Origin of the sequence: Aeromonas enteropelogenes, from assembly GCF_000819845.1 — a bacterium.
GTDB lineage: Bacteria > Pseudomonadota > Gammaproteobacteria > Enterobacterales > Aeromonadaceae > Aeromonas > Aeromonas enteropelogenes.
The window spans coordinates 140814-158086 of record NZ_CDCG01000026.1; the positions used below are offsets into that span (position 1 = coordinate 140814).

Annotated in this window: 18 protein-coding genes; 5 read left to right on the forward strand and 13 right to left on the reverse strand. The window is 61.4% G+C overall.

What is annotated here, in order from left to right; genetic code table 11:
• The first annotated feature begins 56 nt into the window (after window positions 1-56).
• Window positions 57-1250: an NO-inducible flavohemoprotein gene (hmpA, locus tag BN1123_RS09610; protein WP_042026675.1), complete on the forward strand. Its 1194-nt coding sequence runs from the start codon at window positions 57-59 to the stop codon at window positions 1248-1250.
• 96 nt (window positions 1251-1346) lie between these two features.
• Here the strand turns inward: hmpA and BN1123_RS09615 are convergent, their stop codons facing one another.
• The 6 genes from BN1123_RS09615 to BN1123_RS09645 all read right to left on the reverse strand — a co-directional run bounded on the left by BN1123_RS09615 (window position 1347) and on the right by BN1123_RS09645 (window position 6288).
• Window positions 1347-1940 (reverse strand): tetratricopeptide repeat protein, encoded by a 594-nt coding sequence (locus BN1123_RS09615; protein WP_042026676.1) that lies wholly within the window; start codon window positions 1938-1940, stop codon window positions 1347-1349.
• A gap of 368 nt (window positions 1941-2308) precedes the next feature.
• Window positions 2309-3244, reverse strand: coding sequence for a malate dehydrogenase (gene mdh / locus BN1123_RS09625; RefSeq protein WP_042026677.1), 936 nt, complete (start codon window positions 3242-3244; stop codon window positions 2309-2311).
• A gap of 221 nt (window positions 3245-3465) precedes the next feature.
• Window positions 3466-4128, reverse strand: coding sequence for an arginine ABC transporter permease ArtM (gene artM / locus BN1123_RS09630; RefSeq protein WP_042026678.1), 663 nt, complete (start codon window positions 4126-4128; stop codon window positions 3466-3468).
• Window positions 4129-4131: 3 nt separating this feature from the next.
• Window positions 4132-4782, reverse strand: coding sequence for an arginine ABC transporter permease ArtQ (gene artQ / locus BN1123_RS09635; protein WP_026456672.1), 651 nt, complete (start codon window positions 4780-4782; stop codon window positions 4132-4134).
• A gap of 3 nt (window positions 4783-4785) precedes the next feature.
• Complete coding sequence (locus tag BN1123_RS09640; protein WP_042026679.1) at window positions 4786-5523, reverse strand: transporter substrate-binding domain-containing protein; 738 nt, start codon at window positions 5521-5523, stop codon at window positions 4786-4788.
• Window positions 5524-5547: 24 nt separating this feature from the next.
• Window positions 5548-6288: an ATP-binding cassette domain-containing protein gene (locus BN1123_RS09645; RefSeq protein WP_042026680.1), complete on the reverse strand. Its 741-nt coding sequence runs from the start codon at window positions 6286-6288 to the stop codon at window positions 5548-5550.
• 202 nt (window positions 6289-6490) lie between these two features.
• Here BN1123_RS09645 and argR point away from each other — a divergent pair, with 202 nt between their 5' ends.
• Window positions 6491-6961 (forward strand): transcriptional regulator ArgR, encoded by a 471-nt coding sequence (gene argR, locus BN1123_RS09650; RefSeq protein WP_005340378.1) that lies wholly within the window; start codon window positions 6491-6493, stop codon window positions 6959-6961.
• Between the two features lie 99 nt (window positions 6962-7060).
• On the opposite strand, the gene BN1123_RS09655 is transcribed toward argR, so the two are convergent.
• The 5 genes from BN1123_RS09655 to dmeF all read right to left on the reverse strand — a co-directional run bounded on the left by BN1123_RS09655 (window position 7061) and on the right by dmeF (window position 13072).
• Window positions 7061-7966, reverse strand: a complete 906-nt coding sequence (locus BN1123_RS09655) for a Dyp-type peroxidase (protein ID WP_042026681.1) — start codon at window positions 7964-7966, stop codon at window positions 7061-7063.
• A gap of 89 nt (window positions 7967-8055) precedes the next feature.
• Window positions 8056-9090 (reverse strand): ABC transporter ATP-binding protein, encoded by a 1035-nt coding sequence (locus BN1123_RS09660; RefSeq protein WP_042026682.1) that lies wholly within the window; start codon window positions 9088-9090, stop codon window positions 8056-8058.
• Window positions 9091-9187: 97 nt separating this feature from the next.
• Window positions 9188-10813, reverse strand: a complete 1626-nt coding sequence (locus tag BN1123_RS09665) for an ABC transporter permease (RefSeq protein WP_042026683.1) — start codon at window positions 10811-10813, stop codon at window positions 9188-9190.
• Window positions 10814-10852: 39 nt separating this feature from the next.
• Window positions 10853-11860: a Fe(3+) ABC transporter substrate-binding protein gene (locus tag BN1123_RS09670; RefSeq protein WP_042026684.1), complete on the reverse strand. Its 1008-nt coding sequence runs from the start codon at window positions 11858-11860 to the stop codon at window positions 10853-10855.
• A gap of 273 nt (window positions 11861-12133) precedes the next feature.
• The gene (gene dmeF / locus BN1123_RS09675; protein WP_042026685.1) at window positions 12134-13072 is read right to left on the reverse strand and encodes a CDF family Co(II)/Ni(II) efflux transporter DmeF; all 939 of its coding nucleotides are present in this window, start codon (window positions 13070-13072) and stop codon (window positions 12134-12136) included.
• Between the two features lie 70 nt (window positions 13073-13142).
• On the opposite strand from dmeF, the gene BN1123_RS09680 reads away from it, so the two are divergent.
• The 3 genes from BN1123_RS09680 (at window position 13143) to BN1123_RS09690 (ending at window position 15899) form a co-directional block, all read left to right on the forward strand.
• Complete coding sequence (locus BN1123_RS09680; RefSeq protein WP_026456226.1) at window positions 13143-13418, forward strand: metal/formaldehyde-sensitive transcriptional repressor; 276 nt, start codon at window positions 13143-13145, stop codon at window positions 13416-13418.
• Window positions 13419-13560: 142 nt separating this feature from the next.
• Window positions 13561-14757, forward strand: a complete 1197-nt coding sequence (locus BN1123_RS09685; RefSeq protein WP_042026686.1) for an amino acid aminotransferase — start codon at window positions 13561-13563, stop codon at window positions 14755-14757.
• Between the two features lie 209 nt (window positions 14758-14966).
• On the forward strand, window positions 14967-15899 hold the full coding sequence (locus tag BN1123_RS09690) for a LysR family transcriptional regulator (RefSeq protein ID WP_042026687.1): 933 nt from the start codon (window positions 14967-14969) through the stop codon (window positions 15897-15899).
• A gap of 46 nt (window positions 15900-15945) precedes the next feature.
• On the opposite strand, the gene BN1123_RS09695 is transcribed toward BN1123_RS09690, so the two are convergent.
• Both BN1123_RS09695 and BN1123_RS09700 read right to left on the reverse strand, forming a co-directional pair.
• Window positions 15946-16269, reverse strand: coding sequence for a DUF1820 family protein (locus BN1123_RS09695; RefSeq protein WP_026456223.1), 324 nt, complete (start codon window positions 16267-16269; stop codon window positions 15946-15948).
• 112 nt (window positions 16270-16381) lie between these two features.
• Window positions 16382-17272, reverse strand: a complete 891-nt coding sequence (locus BN1123_RS09700) for a YjjW family glycine radical enzyme activase (RefSeq protein ID WP_042026689.1) — start codon at window positions 17270-17272, stop codon at window positions 16382-16384.
• Between the last annotated feature and the right edge of the window lies 1 nt (window position 17273).

Below are 17273 nucleotides of genomic sequence, written 5' to 3' on the forward strand. Positions count from 1 at the left end.
CTAGGATGCCATTTATTAAATGACATTTTATATGTTCAATTAGAAAGAGGTTCCCTATGCTAGACCAAACGACCGTTGCCGTCATCAAAAGCACCATCCCTTTGCTCGAATCGGCAGGTCCGGCGCTGACTCAACACTTCTATCAGCGCATGTTCAGTCATAACCCGGAATTGAAAGATATCTTCAATCTGGCCCATCAGCGCAGTGGCGGCCAACCGCTGGCATTGTTCAATGCCGTGGCCGCCTATGCGAAAAATATCGACAATCTGGGTGCCCTGGCCGGTGCGGTCGAGCGCATCGCTCATAAGCACACGGGGTTCCTGATCCAGCCCGAACAATATCACATTGTGGGTAGTCATCTCTTGGCCACGCTCAAAGAATTGGGCGGAAGTGCGATCACTGACGAGGTTCTGGATGCCTGGGGCAAGGCCTACGGGGTACTGGCCGACATCTTCATCGGCCGGGAGCGGGAGATCTATCAGGAGAAGGCGGCCCAGGCCGGTGGCTGGCAGGGAACCCGCCCCTTCATTATCAAGGAGAAGCGGGCCGAGAGCGCGCTCATCACCTCCTTCGTGCTGGCTCCGGCGGATGGTCAACCCGTGCTGGACTTCAAACCGGGGCAATACCTCAGTATCAAGCTGGCTCACCCCCAGCTCGAGTATCAGGAGATCCGCCAATACTCCCTCTCCGATGCCTCCAACGGCCGGGAGTACCGTATCAGCGTCAAGCGCGACCCCGAGGGACAAGTCTCCAACCTGCTGCACGATCATCTGCACGTCGGTGACAGTATCGACGTCATGCCACCGGCCGGCGACTTCTTCCTGCAGGCTGACAAGACGACCCCGGTGGTGCTGATCTCCGGCGGAGTGGGCCTCACTCCCATGCTGAGCATGCTCAACCATCTGCTGGCCAGAGACCATGGCGCCAGCATCAGCTGGCTGCACGCCTGCGAACGAGGGGATCTGCACGCCTTCAGGGAAGATATCCGGTACAAGTGCGCGCAGCATGACAGGCTGCAGAGCCGGGTCTGGTACCGGGAGCCGATGGCTCAGGATCAGCAGGGGAAAGATTATGACTTCCGGGGAACCATGGATCTGGCTCAGGTGGCAGAGCTGCTCGCGCCCGATGCCCACTACTACTTCTGCGGGCCGCTTGGCTTCATGCAATCCATCAAGGATCAGCTGCTCGCGGCGAGCATTCCTGCCGGGCAGCTGCACTACGAAGTGTTTGGTCCCCATCAGGATCTGTAAGGCAGGTTAAACACTTTCTCCTGACAAGGAGCCAGCCGGTCACGGCGCGGTAACCTCCCACTCCCAACCCACGGATGCAGATCCGTGGGTCATTTTTTAGTGCATGGCCTTGGCCCGAGCCACCACGTTGGCGGGCATGCGGTTGCCAAGCTGCTTCAGCAGGCTCGCCGCCTTCTGGTGCAATGCCTTGTCGCCTATCACGGAGCCGTGCAACCAACGGTAGGCATCCTCGTAGTCAAGGGGACTGCCCATTCCCTGCAGCAGCATCTCGACCCACTCGATCCTGGCCCGCAGAAAACCCTGGCTGGCCGCCTCGCGCATCAGGGTTTCGGCACGCACCAGATCCTTTTGCACCAGCGTCCCCTTCCAATAGTAGCGACCCAGCTGTTCCAGCGCAGGCGCCAGTCCCTGATTGGCTGCCTCCCACATATATTGCACCCCGAGCTCGGCATTGGACTTGGTGCAAACTCCCCAGGCCAGCATATCGCCCCACAGGAACTGATAGGCCGGGATCTTCATCACAGAGGCCCGCGCCTCGATATCCTGGGTCAACTGACAGCGGTCCTGTTTGACCTGTTTGAGATGGCGCCCCTGTTCAATCCAGTTGAGCAGCTCGTCCTGGCGATAGAGGGGCACCGCCTGCAACTCGCCGACCGACAGCGGCGTCACGACAGGAGCCGGAGCCGGCATCGCCTGTGGCAAGGGAGCCGCCCCCGAAGTGGCGGCCGCACTGCTTGTTGGCACAGGCGACAGGGGCTCTGCCGGCAACAGCACGGGAGCACTCGGGGCCGCGGCGGAGGGAACAGGCGCGGCCGCACTCGCAGCAGGGGCCACGACAGCAACAGCAGGCGTCTCGCTTGGCGCAGCAGCCGACACCGCCTCGGCGCCGTACAAGGGCGAGGTAAACAGAATGCTCAGAACAAGAAGCGTAAGGGGTTTCATCATAGGGATCTCCTGCTGCTCTCTGTTATCGGCCAAAATCCCGCTCCCCTTAGCCTGTCACCTTGCCCAATAAAACAAAAGGGAGCCGAAGCTCCCTTTGCGCGAGGATGAACACCTTATTTGACGAAGTCGACACCCAGCTGGATATCGGCTTTCAGGGTAGCCAGCATGCCTTCCATCGCTTCCTGCTCGAAGGCACTCAGCTTGCCGTAGTCCAGCACAGTCTCGACACCGTTCTTGCCGAGCAGCACCGGCTGGGCGAAGAAGGTAGCGTTCTCGCCATTGCCTTCCACATAGGCGCACTCGATGACGTTGGCTTCGCCCTTCAGACCCTTGATGAGCGACAGACCGAAACGGCAGGCAGCCTGGCCCATGGAGAGGGTTGCGGAGCCGCCACCCGCCTTGGCTTCTACCACTTCGGTGCCGGCATTCTGGATACGCTTGGTCATGGCAGCCACTTCCTCGGCAGTAAAGGAAGCCCCTTCAACCTGGGAGAGCAGCGGCAGAATGGTCACACCACTGTGGCCACCGATCACGTTGACACGCACGTTGTCGACATTCAGGCCCTTGGCGGCGGCCACGAAGGTCTCGGCACGGATCACGTCCAGAGTGGTGACACCGAACAGGCGACGCTTGTCATAGACACCGGCTTTTTTCAGCACTTCGGCGGCGATGGCGACGGTAGTGTTGACCGGGTTGGTGATGATGCCGATCAGGGCTTTCGGGCAGGTCGCCGCACACTTCTCTACCAGGTTCTTGACGATACCGGCGTTGATGTTGAACAGATCGGAGCGATCCATCCCCGGCTTGCGCGCCACACCGGCAGAGATCAGCACCACGTCGGCACCGGCCAGGGCGGGAGTCGGGTCTTCACCGCAGAAGCCCTTGATGGCCACGTCGGTGGGGATGTGGCTCAGATCAACGGCAACACCCGGGGTCACGGGAGCAATGTCATACAGGCTCAGTTCGGAACCGGCAGGCAGACGATTTTTCAACAGCAGAGCGAGGGCTTGACCGATGCCACCAGCGGCACCCAGAACGGCAACTTTCATGATCAACTCCATGTTTAAGCGTAGGTTTAAGGTTGTTTGTTGTTGTGCGCCCAACCTTAATGGATCCCCCCATAAAAAACAATCTGATAACAGTTGCAATAACGGGTTATGTGAACCAGAAGACAGGCGGCGAATAAAAATGGGGAAAAATGCGAAAAATTGGAGGGGAAGCACAGATTTCCTGCATCACCCCTCACCACAAAGAGGTAGATTGACTGGTTTCAGCTCTGGAAGGCGAGGGCTCGCCGTTCACACCAGCGAAAACCAATTGTTAACAATCCGTTCATGGTCAGGTAGAGGGCACCCGCGACGCCGAACACCGCCAGGGTGTCATAGGTCTGGGCGTTGAGACGCTGGGCCAGCCCCATGATGTCCATGATGGTGATGGTACTGGCCAGCGAACTGCCCTTGAGCACCAGGATCACCTCGTTGGAGTAGGCGGGCACCAGTCGCCGCGCCGCATGACGCACCTTCATCCACAGGGTCTGCCCCGCCGAAAACCCCAGCGCGCGGCACGCCTCCACCTCACCAGCCGGAATGGCGTCGAGTGCCCCCTTGAACAAGCGGGTCGAATAGGCAGCCGTGTTCAGGCCGAGTGCCAGCACTGCACAAAACCAGGGCTGCTTGAGCAATGGCCAGAGCGGACTCTGTTTAAGCCACTCGAACTGGCCGGGCCCGTAGTAGATGAGGAAGATCTGGATGAGCAGCGGCGTGCCGGTGAAGATCAGCACCCACAGCTGCACCAACTGGGTCGCAAGCGGGATGCGCCGCTCCAGCACCCAGGTCATCAGCAGCGCCAGCGTGATACCGAGCAGCAGACTGAACAGGGTCAGCTCCAGGGTGGTCAGCAGCCCCCCCAGCAGGGTGACGAGATACTCTTGCATCGATTAGCCTCCGTAGCGGCGGGTGTAACGGGCCGCGAGGCCAAGGCCGTATTCGCTCACCAGGCTGATGGCCAGATAGATGAGCGCGGCGGCAGCATACCAGGTGAAGGGTTGATAGGTGCTGGCCGACGCCATCTGGGCTTGGCGCATCATCTCGTTCACCCCGATGAGGGAGACCAGGGCCGTGTCTTTCAGCAGCACCAGCCACTGGTTGCCCAGCCCCGGCAAGGCGTGGCGCCAGGCCTGGGGCAGCACGATGCGAAAGAAGATGTGACCCTTGCCAAGGCCCAGCGCCAGCGCCGCCAGCCGCTGCCCGGCGGGCACCGCATTGAGTGCCGCCCGCAGGGTCTGGGTCGCGTAGCTGGCGAATAGCAGAGAGAGCGCCAGCACGCCACAGGCGAACGGGCTGAACTCCACATACTCACCGGTGATGAGAAACAGCACCTGGGTCGAGCCAAAGTAGATAAACAGCACTACCAGCAGCTCGGGCAGACCGCGTATCAGGGTGGTGAGCGTAGCCACTGGCCACACCAGCCAACGGCGCTTGCTGAGCTCGGCGGCGCTGAACGCCAGCGCCAGCACCATACCCCCGACCAGTGATGCCAAGGCCAGCCCGAGGGTCATCCAGGCTGCGTCCAACAACAGGCTCAACATGGCTTACTGGGCGAAGTACTTGTCGAAGATCTTCTGATAGGTGCCGTTGGCCTTGATCTCGGCCAGCCCCTTGTTCAGCTTGGTCAGCAGCTCCTGGTTGCCCTTGGCCACCGCGATGCCAAAGCCGGTACCGAAGTACTTGGCATCGGTCACAGGCTCACCGACCACGGCGTAGTCCTTGTGCTGCTTGAGCCAGTCGGCAGCGACTGCGGTATCGGCAAAGACCCCGTCGGTGCGGCCATTCATCATGTCGAGGAAGGCGCTCTGATAGCTGGCGTAAGGCACGGTGAGCAACCCCTTGCCGACCCAGTTGTCCACCAGATAAGACTGGTGGGAGGTGCCATTCTGCACGCCGATCGTCTTGTCCACCATCTCTTCCGGCTGCTTGAAGGCATCCTTCTTGGCCACGAATACCGCCGAGTTCTCGTAATAGATGTCGGAGAAGTCGACCTGAGCGGCCCGCTCCGGGGTCACGTCCATGGCGGCGATGGCGGCATCATAGCGGCGGAACTTGAGGCTGGGGATCAGGCTGTCGAAGGCCTGGTTGTGGAAGCTGCACTCGAGCTTGGCCTGGGCACAGATGGCGCGGGCCAGATCGATGTCAAACCCCTGGAACTCGTTCTTCTCATCCAGATATTCGAACGGCGCATAGGTCGCCTCGGTGGCGAACTTGATCTCTTTCGCCAGCACCTGGGTGCTCAGCAGGCCCATGGCGGCAACCAGCAACAGACTCTTTTTCATGACAGCTTCCTTATCGACTCAATATCAATGCATCAAGAATTCGGCAAACCGGCTGGTTTGCGGAGATTGGAAAATGGCGGCACTACCTGATTCTATGATGCGCCCCTTCTCCAGATAGATCACCTGGCTGGCCACCTTGCGGGCAAATTCCACCTCGTGGGTCACCACCACCTGGGTGATACCAGTCTGGCTCAGGTTGCGAATGATCTCGGCCACCTCCTTGGTGATCTCGGGATCGAGCGCCGCCGTCGGTTCGTCAAACAGCAGGACCTCCGGATCCATCATCAGGGTGCGGGCAATGGCCACCCGCTGCTGCTGGCCACCGGAGAGACGGGCCGGCCAGGCATCGCGCTTGTCGGCCAGTTGCAGCTGGGCCAGCAGATAGGCCCCCTTCTCGATGGCCGCCGCCTTGCTCATGCCGAGCACCTTGATCGGCGCCTCAATGAGATTCTCCATGACCGTGAGGTGGGGCCACAGATTGTACTGCTGGAACACCATGCCCACCTTTCGCCGCAACAGTTGTGACTGGCGATTGAAGTCGGCGGCAGACAGAGTGCTCGGGAAAGAAAATTCACTCTCGCCAATGCGCAGCACACCGGCATCCGGCGTATCCAGCAGATTCATCATACGCAACAGGGAACTCTTGCCCGCGCCGCTCGGCCCCAGTAATACCAGGGTCTCGCCGGGAGCGGTCCGGAAACTGACCTGTTGCAGCACCGGCACCTTGTGCCAGGATTTTTCGATACCGACTAATTCAATACCCATACAACCAAATTGAATAAATTTGCAAAATTTCGTCCTGATTCTACCCCTTATCAAGGCTCACGCAAGCCATTTTTGAATCAATATGCAGAACAAGCGCCGCTTCCTTGCAAAAATCGGCATATGAATGCAAAATGGCCGCGCTGTTCGTATCTGCCGCCTGCCCTCTCGCAGGCCGCTACACCTCCTCATTCGTGAGACCAAGATGAAACACAACGACAAGCAAGAAAAACTGGCCAAGGCCTTTAAAGCCTTGCTGAAAGAAGAGCGATTTGGCTCCCAGGCAGAAATCGTTACCGCCCTGCAAGAGCTGGGCTTCGAGAACATCAACCAGTCCAAGGTATCGCGCATGCTGAGCCGCTTCGGCGCCGTTCGCACCCGCAATGCCAAGATGGAGATGGTCTACTGCCTGCCGGTGGAACTGGGCGTGCCCACCACCTCCAGCCCGCTCAAGAACCTGGTGCTGGACGTCGACCACAACGGCGCCCTGGTGGTGATCCACACCAGTCCGGGTGCGGCCCAGCTGATCGCTCGTCTGCTCGACTCCCTCGGCAAGGCAGAAGGGATCCTCGGCACCATCGCCGGTGATGACACCATCTTCATCACCCCCACCAGCGATACCGACATCGAAGAGCTCTATCTCTCCGCCCTCGAGCTGTTCGAACAGACCCCTTAATCAGGCCTGACGACCCGACCTGAACGAAAAATCCCGGCCAAGGCCGGGATTTTTGTTATCTGCACTCTCTGCTGATTCGGGCTTGTTGCCAGTTCGGACTTAACGGCCCTGGGCCAGCAAAAAGTCGACCGATGGCGCGAAGAAGGCCGCCCCTGTCACCGCCCTGGTGAAGCGCAGCAGATGGTCGAAATGGCTGCCCTCCCCCTTGTACATGCTGGCCAGCATGGCGTTGAAGTGCAGCGGTGTGCGGCAGCAGGAGATGAAGTAGAGCCCCTGCTCGGTCATGGTGCCCCAAGGCATGCTCTGGCGCAGGATCTCCATGGACTCCCCCTTCGGAGTCTTGAGGTTGACCCGCTTGATGTGGGAGGTCAGCGGCTTGTCGGCCGACTCGTATTCGATGTTGTCGGCCTTGGTGCGACCGATGATGTCTTCCTGATCCTTCAGGGCCAGCTTCTCCCAGTCGCTCATGGCGTGTACCCAGCGCTGGACGTGAACGTAGGAGCCACCGGCAAATTCGCCACCGTCGATCAGCGCCACTTCGGCGCGGTGGTCATCCTGCGGGTTCTCGGTGCCGTCGACGAAACCGGTCAGATCGCGACAATCCAGGTTGCGGAAACCGCGCACCTCTTCGGCAAGCTCCACCAGCCCAGCCAGCAGCGCCATCACGCGCTGACCGGCGTGATGCAGCACATCGACCCGATCGGCACGCAGCTGGACGAAGAGATCGAATGGGGTATTGGGCGCCTCCTGACCATTGGCGGACTGGGCCATGAAGCCGCGGAACTGGGGAGGACGGGCAGCGGGATAGAGGTCATCCCAGGCATCGGAGCCGATGGCGACCAGACCGCTGAAACCGGCATCGGGAAAATCGGCGGCGACGGCCTCCCACAGGGCAGGCATCTTGGCCAGACGGGCAACCAGCTCGGCTGCATCACCGGTACGATTGAACATCAGATAGAGGGCATGCAGATTCGGCTCTGCACAGATCCCGGCTTGGGCTTTCATGTATCTCTCCCCTGTATGGGCAATGGGCATGGCGCGATTATAAACCGCTATCGGGTCAGTTCCTTGATTTCACAACGATATCAGGTCTGTCACGGCAATGGATCAAACAGCACCAGCGCATGGGGGGCAACGTTGACCCGCGCCCGCTCACCGGCGAGGGGTTCGCCTATGCTCGCCTCCAGCCGCTGCCCCTGGATGTCCAATATCACCCGGCAGTGGTGGCCGAGGAATTGCTGTTCCAGCACTTTCAGCTCGCCACCGACCGCAGCCTCCAGCGACAGTTGCTGGGGCCTGAGCATCAACTGCACCCGCTCGCCCACCGCCCGACCGTGGGGCTCGGTGCCGCACACCACGCCGAGTGCAGTCTGCACGCAGTGGCTGTCCACCACTTCGGCAGCCAGATAGTTGACCCCACCGAGAAACTCCGCCACGAAGCGGTTCTGCGGGCGGCGATAGAGCTGCTCCGGCTGGCCCACCTGCTCGATATGACCGGCCCGGAACAGCGCCAGTCGATCGGCGAAGGCGAACGCCTCCTCCTTGCTGTGACTGACGAAGATGGCGCCGATCCCCTGCTGCTTGAGCAGGGCGCGGATCTCGAGGATCAGCTTCATCCTCACCTGGGTGTCGATGTTGGAGAAGGGTTCATCCAGCAGCATCAGCCTGGGTTTGCACACCAGAGCGCGGGCGATGGCGACCCGCTGCTGCTGGCCACCGGAGAGCTGGTGCGGATAGCGATCCCCCAGCCCCTGCAGGTTGACCAGCACCAGCGCCTCTTCCACCTGCTGCTGGCGAGCCGAACGATCGAGCCGGGTCAGCCCGAAGCCGACGTTGTCCGCCACCGTCAGATGGGGGAAGAGGGCGTAATCCTGGAAGATCATGCCAATGTTGCGCGCCTCGGGCGGCACACTCGCATCCGGCCCGTCCAGCAGGGTGTCGCCCAGGCGGATCGCCCCCTCTGCCAGTGGCATCAGACCGGCGATGGCCTTGAGCAAGGTGGTCTTGCCACAACCGCTCGCCCCCAGCAGACAGACGATCTCGTTGTCGGCCACCGTCAGGGACAGCTGTTCCAGCACATTGCGACCGTTGTAACGGCAGCTGACATTCTCAACCTGCAGGCAAGACACGACTTACATCCTCATATGCTTTTGACTCAAACCGGCCGTGGCCGGTCGACCATCCGCGCCAGTGCGGGGTGGCGCTGTTTATAACATGTTTTCGGGGTCAGTGGCCCGGGCCATCCAGGCTGCGGTTGACCCAGATGAGCGGCAACAGGCCCACCAGCACGATGACGATGGCGCCGAGCGCCCCCCGTTCCAGCATCTCGTCCGACACGAACTGGTAGACGTGGGTCGCCAGGGTATCGAAGTTGAACGGCCGTAGCAGCAGGGCGGCGGGCAGCTCCTTCATGGATTCGATGAACACCAGCATGGCACCGGCAAACAGGCCGCGGCGCACCAGTGGCAGATGCACCCGCCGCAGCATGCCGCCATCCCCCTGTCCCAGAGAGCGGGCAGCCATATCGAGGCTGGGGGAGATCTTGCCCATGCTGCTCTCCACCGAGCCGATGGCGATGGCCACGAAGCGCACCAGATAACCGAACACGATGGCGGTGAGGGTGCCGGTCAGCAGCAGGCCCGGGCCCTGACGGCCGAGCCACTCGGCCAGATCGTTGATACCAAAATCGAGGGCCGTCAGCGGCACCAGCACCCCGATGGCGAGCACTGTGCCCGGCATGGCGTAGCCCATGGCGGCGATGCGCAGGGGCAGCAGGCTTTTGACTCCACCGTCGAGGCGGCGGAAGAAACCGAGCAACAGGGCGATCCCCATGGCCAGCAGGGCGGTCAGCGCCGAGATGAGCAGGCTGTTGCCAGCGAAGCGGACGAACTCCGGCGTCCACGACAACTCGAAATAACGCACCCCATAATCCAGCAGGATGACGAATGGCAGGCCGAAGCCGGCCAGCACCAGCCCCCAGCACCAGATCGCAGCCAGCCAGCGCCGCATCCCCTTGAGCGGGTAGCGCAACGGCTGTTCGTGACCCATCGACTTCTGGAACACTTGCTGGCGCTGGCGGGAGCGACGCTCCATCGCGATCAGCAGCACTACCGCCAGCAGCATCAGGCAGGAGAGCTTGGCGGCGGTGGCCAAACTGCCGTAGCCGAGCCAGGTGTCGTAGACCGCCGTGGTCAGGGTGTTGATGGCAAAGAAGTGGACGGTGGCAAAGTCGGCCAGGGTCTCCATCGCTACTAGGGAGACGGCCACCATGATGGCCGGGCGCGCCAGCGGCAGGCTGAGGCGGCGAAAACTCTGCCAGGGGGTGCAGCCCAGCAGACGGCTGGAGTGAATGAGGCTGACCGACTGCTCCAGAAAGGAGGCGCGGGTCAGCAGATAAACGTAGGGAAACAGCACCAGCGCCAGCACCCAGGCGGCGCCACCGAGGGAGCGGATGCCCGGAAACCAGTAATCGGCGGGGGATTGCCAGTCAAACAGGGTGCGTAGCCCCGCCTGCAACGGGCCCGAGTAGTCGAGCAGATCCGTGTAGACATAAGCCACTATGTAGGAGGGCATGGCCATGGGCAGCATCAAGGCCCACTGCAGGGCACGGCGCCCCGGCACCTGACACATGGCCACCAGCCAGGCGGTGGGCACGCCGAACAGCAGACTGAGCAGCACCACCCCGATAACCAGCCCCAGGGTATTGCCAAGATAAGCGGGAAGCACCGTATCGGCGAGATGGCGAAACAGATCTCCGTCAGCCGAGAAGGCGGAGAAGACGAGGGCAAGCACCGGCAAAGCCAGCAGCAGGGCGGTGGCCCAGCTGCCGGTAATCCATCCAAAATTTTTCATGTGTCCACAGAGGTTGATGGGGCCGTTGGCCCCATCTGATTACAAGTCGAATTTCACTTCATCCAGCAGTTGCAAGGCGTCCTTGCGGTGCTTGGCGTAATCGCTGACCGGCATGGGGTCAGACTTGAAACTGCCCCAGGACTTGACCATGGCGGAAGGCTCGACGCCGGCCTTGACCGGATACTCGGCATTCACGTCAGCATACATGTGCTGGGCGGTGTCACCGGCCAGGAACTCCATCAGCTTCTGGGCAGCCTCTTTGTTCTTGGCATACTTGGTCATGGCCACGCCGCTCACGTTGACGTGGGCACCGCGATCCCCCTGGTTCGGGAAGTTGATATAGACAGCATCAGCCCAGGACTTCTGCGCCGGATCCTTCAGCATGGCGCCCAGGTAGTAGCTGTTGCCCAGGGAGACATCACAGATGCCATCCTTGATCGCCTTGACCTGATCCCGGTCGTTGCCCTGCGGCTTGCGAGCCAGGTTGGCCTTGACCCCTTCCAGCCAGGTTTTTGCATCCGCCATGCCGTGATGGGCGATCATGGAGGAGACCAGGGCCACATTGTACTCATGCTTGCCGCTGCGAGTACAAATTTTCCCTTTGAATTCAGGTTTTGCCAGATCTTCGTAGCTGATGGTGTCCAGCTTGCCGAGGCGCTCCTTGCTGGAATAGATGGCGCGCACGCGAGTGGTGAGGGCGAACCAGCGGTTCTCCGGATCACGATAGATGGAGGGGATGTTCTCCTGCAGGATCTTGCTGTCTACCGGCTGCACCAGGCCCTTGTCCACCAGATCGGTCAGCCGGCTGATGTCGACGGTCAGCATCAGATCCGCCGGGGAGAGCTTGCCTTCCCGCTCCAGACGCTCGTTCAGACCCTCTTTGGCGAATACCACATTGACCTTGATGCCCGACTCTTTCTCGAATTGCTGGATGATGGGCTTGATCAGCTCATCCTGGCGGTTGGAGTAGACATTCACTTCCCCTGCTGCAAAAGCCGATTGAGCCGCCAACGCAGAAAAAGCCAGTGCCAACATCTTCATTTTCATCATCCATTCCTTGAGGTAGTTAGAGTGAGAACTATTGCCGTTTGCATTCTGCATATTACCCACCCTGGAATCAAGGCCGACCAGATGTGTGGAGTCACATATTTAAATCAGGATGAATAATGCGGGCGAAGCACTCTGCGCCGAACAAGCCTCCGTCCACAGGAGGCTTTCCAGCAACAAATCAGGAGAGAGGAAGAGGCGGCACACTCGCGCCCCCAGTGCCGCAACCTGGTGGTCGCGGTTGGGATGCGGGAGTCGATGACCCCTTGAGGCTCAATGGCCGTTGACCTCTATGGTCACATGCACCAGCTCTTCGTGGATGGCGAGCCGCTCACGGATCTGTCCAGCTGGCAGAGGTGCCGCCATCAGCAGGGAGAGTACACAGGCATACTGCGCCTGCCCCACCCGCCACACGTGGAGATCGCGGATCTCGGTATCGGGCAGCTCTGCGATCACTTCGCGGATCTCCGCCACCACGGGGTCGTCCATCTCGGCGTCCAGCAGCACCCGCCCGGTCTGGCGCAGCAGCCCGACCGCCCAAACCCCCACCAGACCGGCCCCCACTATGCCCATCACGGGATCCAGCCAGTCGGCTCCCCACAACATGCCCCCCACCAGGGCCAGAACGGCCAGCACCGAGGTGGCGGCGTCCGCCAGCACGTGGATATAGGCGGCGCGCAGGTTCAAGTCACCATGACCATGATGATCGTGGTCATGATGAGCGTGACCGTGGTGATCATGGCTGTGATGGTGATGGCCGTGGTCGTCCTTGAGCAGCCAGGCGCAGGCCAGGTTGACCAGCAGGCCCAGCAGGGCGATGGCGATCGCCTGCTGGTAGTGGATCTCGCTCGGGTGAAGTAGCCGCTCCCCCGACTCCACCAACATCAGCAGGGCCACCCCCACCAGCATCAGGGCGCTGGTGAAGCCCCCCAGCACCTCAATTTTCCAGGTGCCGAAGCAGAAGCGGTGATCCCGCGCGAAGTGACGCGCCGCCCGATAGGCCAGCACCGACAGCCCCAGTGCCAGGGCATGGGAGCTCATGTGCCAGCCGTCGGCCAGCAGGGCCATGGAGTTGAACCACCAGCCGCCCCCGATTTCGGCCACCATCATGATGACGGTGAGCAGCACGGCCCAACGGGTCTTGCGTTCGGCGAGCGGATTCCCCTCGTGAATGACGGGTTGATGGCAGTGGGACGAGGCGAGGGATGACATGGATTTCTCCTGATGCGGGACATACCATATACTATACCCTAGTATAGTTTTATCGATCGAGAGGATCCTGATGTCACACACCATTCACGGCAAGAAGAAGCTGCTGACGCGGGTTCGCCGCATCAAGGGCCAGGCCAGTGCACTGGAGCATGCCCTGGAGCAGGAGAGCGACTGCGCCGCCATCCTGCAGCAGATCGCGGCCATTCGCGGCGCCGTCAACGGCCTGATGCTGGAAGTGCTGGAGGGCCATATGCGCGAGCATCTTGGCGCCGCAGAAGCCACTCCGGCCGAGCGCATGGAAGATCTCGACCAGGTGGTCAGCGTCCTGCGATCCTACCTGAAATAATCGGGAAGCCCCCGGCCCGCAAATGATCGCCTGAAGCCGCCATCCCCACGTGCGCCGGGCTTGAGCCCTCGCCCGCTTTACGCCATGATGACCGCCGATCATTGATCGCCATCATCTGGATTTTATTTCGCAAGGACCCCCCATGTTTGAACACGTCGACGCCTACGCTGGCGACCCCATCCTGACCCTGGTCGAGACCTTTCACAAAGACACCCGTGAGCAGAAGGTGAACCTGGGGATCGGTCTCTATTACGACGAGCAGGGGCGCATCCCGCTGCTGCCGTCGGTGCAACAGGCCGAGGCCCAGCGCGCCGCCGCACCGGCGCCGCGTCCCTACCAGCCGATGGAGGGTGCCGCCAACTACCGCACCGCGGTGCAACACCTGCTGTTTGGTGCCGACCATGAGGCGGTCAAGGCGGGGCGGATCGCCACCATTCAGACCATTGGTGGCTCTGGCGCCCTCAAGATCGGCGCCGATCTGCTCAAGCGCTACTTCCCGACCTCCGAGGTGTGGGTGAGCGATCCCACCTGGGACAACCACAAGGCAATGTTCGAGGGGGCCGGCATCAAGGTGCATGACTACCCCTACTATGATGCGGCCACCGGCGGCGTCCGTTTCGACGCCATGATCGACTGTCTGAACCAGCTGCCGCCGCAAAGCATCGTGCTGCTGCACCCCTGCTGCCACAACCCGACCGGGGTGGATCTCTCCCGCGCCCAGTGGGACCAGGTAATCACCCTTGTGGTCGAGAAGAAGCTGATCCCCTTTATGGATATCGCCTATCAGGGCTTCGGCGACGGCCTGGAGGAGGATGCCTACGCCATTCGCGCCATGGTCGCCGCCGGTGTCAGCTTCTTCGTCAGCAACTCGTTTTCCAAGAACCTTTCCTTCTACGGCGAGCGCTGCGGCGGCCTGTCGGTCATCTGCCAGAACGCCGAAGAGGCAAGCCGGGTGCTGGGCCAGATGAAGGCCACCGTGCGCCGCAACTACTCCAGCCCGCCCACCCACGGCGGCCAGATCACCGCGGCCGTGATGAGTCAGCCCGAGCTGCACGCCATGTGGGTGGATGAGGTGACCGAAATGCGCATCCGCATCAAGGGAATGCGCCAGAAGCTCTACGAAGTGCTGAGCGCCAAGGTGCCGGGCCGCGATTTTGGCTACTTCATCAACCAACGTGGCATGTTCAGCTACACCGGCTTCACGCCGGAGCAGGTCGACCGTCTGCGCGAGGAGTTCGCCGTCTACCTGGTGCGCTCCGGTCGCATGTGCGTGGCCGGCCTCAACAGCCGCAACGTCGACTACGTGGCCGATGCCATGGCCGCCGTGCTCCAGGGCTAATCCCGTCAGCCCCGCTTTGGCGGGGCTTTTTCTTGTCCCCTGCCCGCTTTATGCAACTTCAGAAGTCATCAGATACCTGATTGCACTCTCCCGCCCAAGCATGAGTTCGCCATCCGGTCACCCCGAATTGGCTTCCCAACCTTGGCGCTCGTCAGTACCGTAGGCAGCTTGTCGATTCTTGTCGCTTTCATCCTCTTTCAGGAGCCTTTATGGATCTGATTGCCCTGTCCCGATTGGGAGGACGCCATCTGGTCACCCTGCACCTGCTGCTCGACTGCCAGAGCGTCACCCGCTGCGCCGAGCGACTCTGCACCACCCCTTCCACCGTCAGCAAAACCCTCAACCAGTTGCGGGAATTGCTCGGTGACCAGCTGCTCTACCGCCAGGGCAACCAGTTGCTGCTCACCCCCTTCGCCGAACGGCTGGCGCCTACCCTGCACCGGCTGCTGAGCGAGCTGAGCGGCCTGACCCAGCAAAACGCCTTCGACCCTCTGCAGTGGCAGGGTACCCTGCGCCTGGGAATGCGGGAGAGCATGATGACCTGGCCGGTCGGCCCCATTCTGGGCCAGCTGATGCAGGAGGTGCCCGGGCTGGTTCCCGAGATCTGGAACAAGGATGAACAGGGGCTGGAGGCGCTGGTCGCGGGCAAGCTCGATTTCGTGATCCTGCCCCATGATCAGAGCCAGCCCCCGCCCCGCCAATCCGGGCTGGTATGGGAAACCCTGCGGGAAGAGAAGCTCGTCTGCCTGCTGCGCCGAAATCACCCGGCCCTGGCGCGACACTGGGATCTCGACGCCTACCTGAGCTGGCGCCATATCGCCATTCGCGACAACGAACTGGCCAATCCCTTCTTCGAGCAGAGCCTGGCCCAGCAGCAGGTAAGGCGCCAAATTGGCGCCACCATGCCGGATTTTTCCAGCGCGGCAGCCCTGCTGCCCAGGACGGATCTGATCCTCACCGCCGTCGGCGGCTGGGCCGCCCACATGGCAAAGCAGGCGGATCTGGCGCTGCGTCCCGCCCCGTTCGATTACGGCAAGGTGAGCCACAGCCTGGTGTGGTATGGCCCGACCGGAGAGAGTTCGGCACGCAACTGGTTCCGGCAACGGATCCTGGCGCTGGGGCGGGATCTCTCACCGCCCTGAGCGGGCGGCAAGTCATATTCAGGCTGGGCGAAACATGACCCCGATATCAGGGGCGTTTGGTATAGATGGGGCCGGGGAAGGGAGAGACGTTGTTGCCAAGCTCGGTGATGCGGGCAGCCCCCTGTTTTTGCACCTCATCGATGCGCAGCACCTGGTGCATGGGGATCAGGGTGTGGCGCACATCGGCAAATTCGCTCTTGAGCTTCTCGTGGCTGGGGTCGACGATGAGAGCCGAGTGGGTGTCCCAGACAAAATCTGCAATGTCGATAAAACCGAACAGCTGCCCCTGATTGACCTCGCGCACATACACCTCATAGCGCTCGCTGTGGCAAATGAACTGAACCCGATATAACGCCTTGCTTTCACTCATGATTATCTGTCATTGAGGGAGAATGGCCGATATTCTAGCCGCCGTCCGGCTCCCCGACCAATAGACAGAAATCACAGTTGCAGCCTTTATCCTGCCCTGCAGATCCGGATAACTACTCACTCATCAGGGCTGGCAACGAGACTGGCCCCAAACCGATCCCGGTTAGCCGATTGGCCAGCAAGACCAGTTCGCTGCGGGATGCCTGCAGCCAGTTTCGTGCCTCGCCGCGCACCCCGTGGTGACGAAAACCGTTGAGGCGGATGGGCACAGATCCCAATCGCCGCAAGAAGGCGATCAGGTCAGGCGCCAGCTCCCCCTGCCCATCGAGAAAATCGCTGCGCCCCGGCACATGGAGCAGGCGCAGCTCGGCCAGCTTGCCCTCCTCCGCCAGCAGTTGCAGCGAGGCCAGCACCCGCTCGCGGCCATAGCCGGTCAAGGAGAGATGTACCGACTCTCGCCACCCCTTCAGATCGATCATGGCGCCATCGAGCACGGGCAACAGTCGCCGCCAGCCGGTTTCCGCCAGAGATCCATTGCTGTCGAGCAGGCAGGTCAGGTGCGCCAGATCCTGCGCCTGCTTGATGGCGGTGAACAGGGCGATCACGAAGGGGAGCTGGGTCGTCGCCTCGCCGCCGGAGACGGTAATGCCGGTGAGCAATGGGCCGTAGCGGCGCAGCAGGACCAGCACCTCGATCACCGTCATGATGCTGGTCTTGGGGCTGGCGCTGCGGGGACAGATTTCCAGACAGAAATCGCAATCGGTACAAAGCGCCGCCTGCCAGCTCACCCTGCCCTCATCCAGGGTCAGGGCCCCGCTTGGGCAACCTGGCACGCAGTCACCACAGTGATCGCACAGCCCTATGGTGTGGGGGTTGTGGCAACTTGGGCAGTTGAAATTGCACCCCTGCAGAAACAGCACCAGGCGGTTGCCCGGCCCATCGACACAGGAGAAGGGCAACACCCGGCTGACCCGGGCGCTGCACTGCCTGGCGCAATCTTTCATG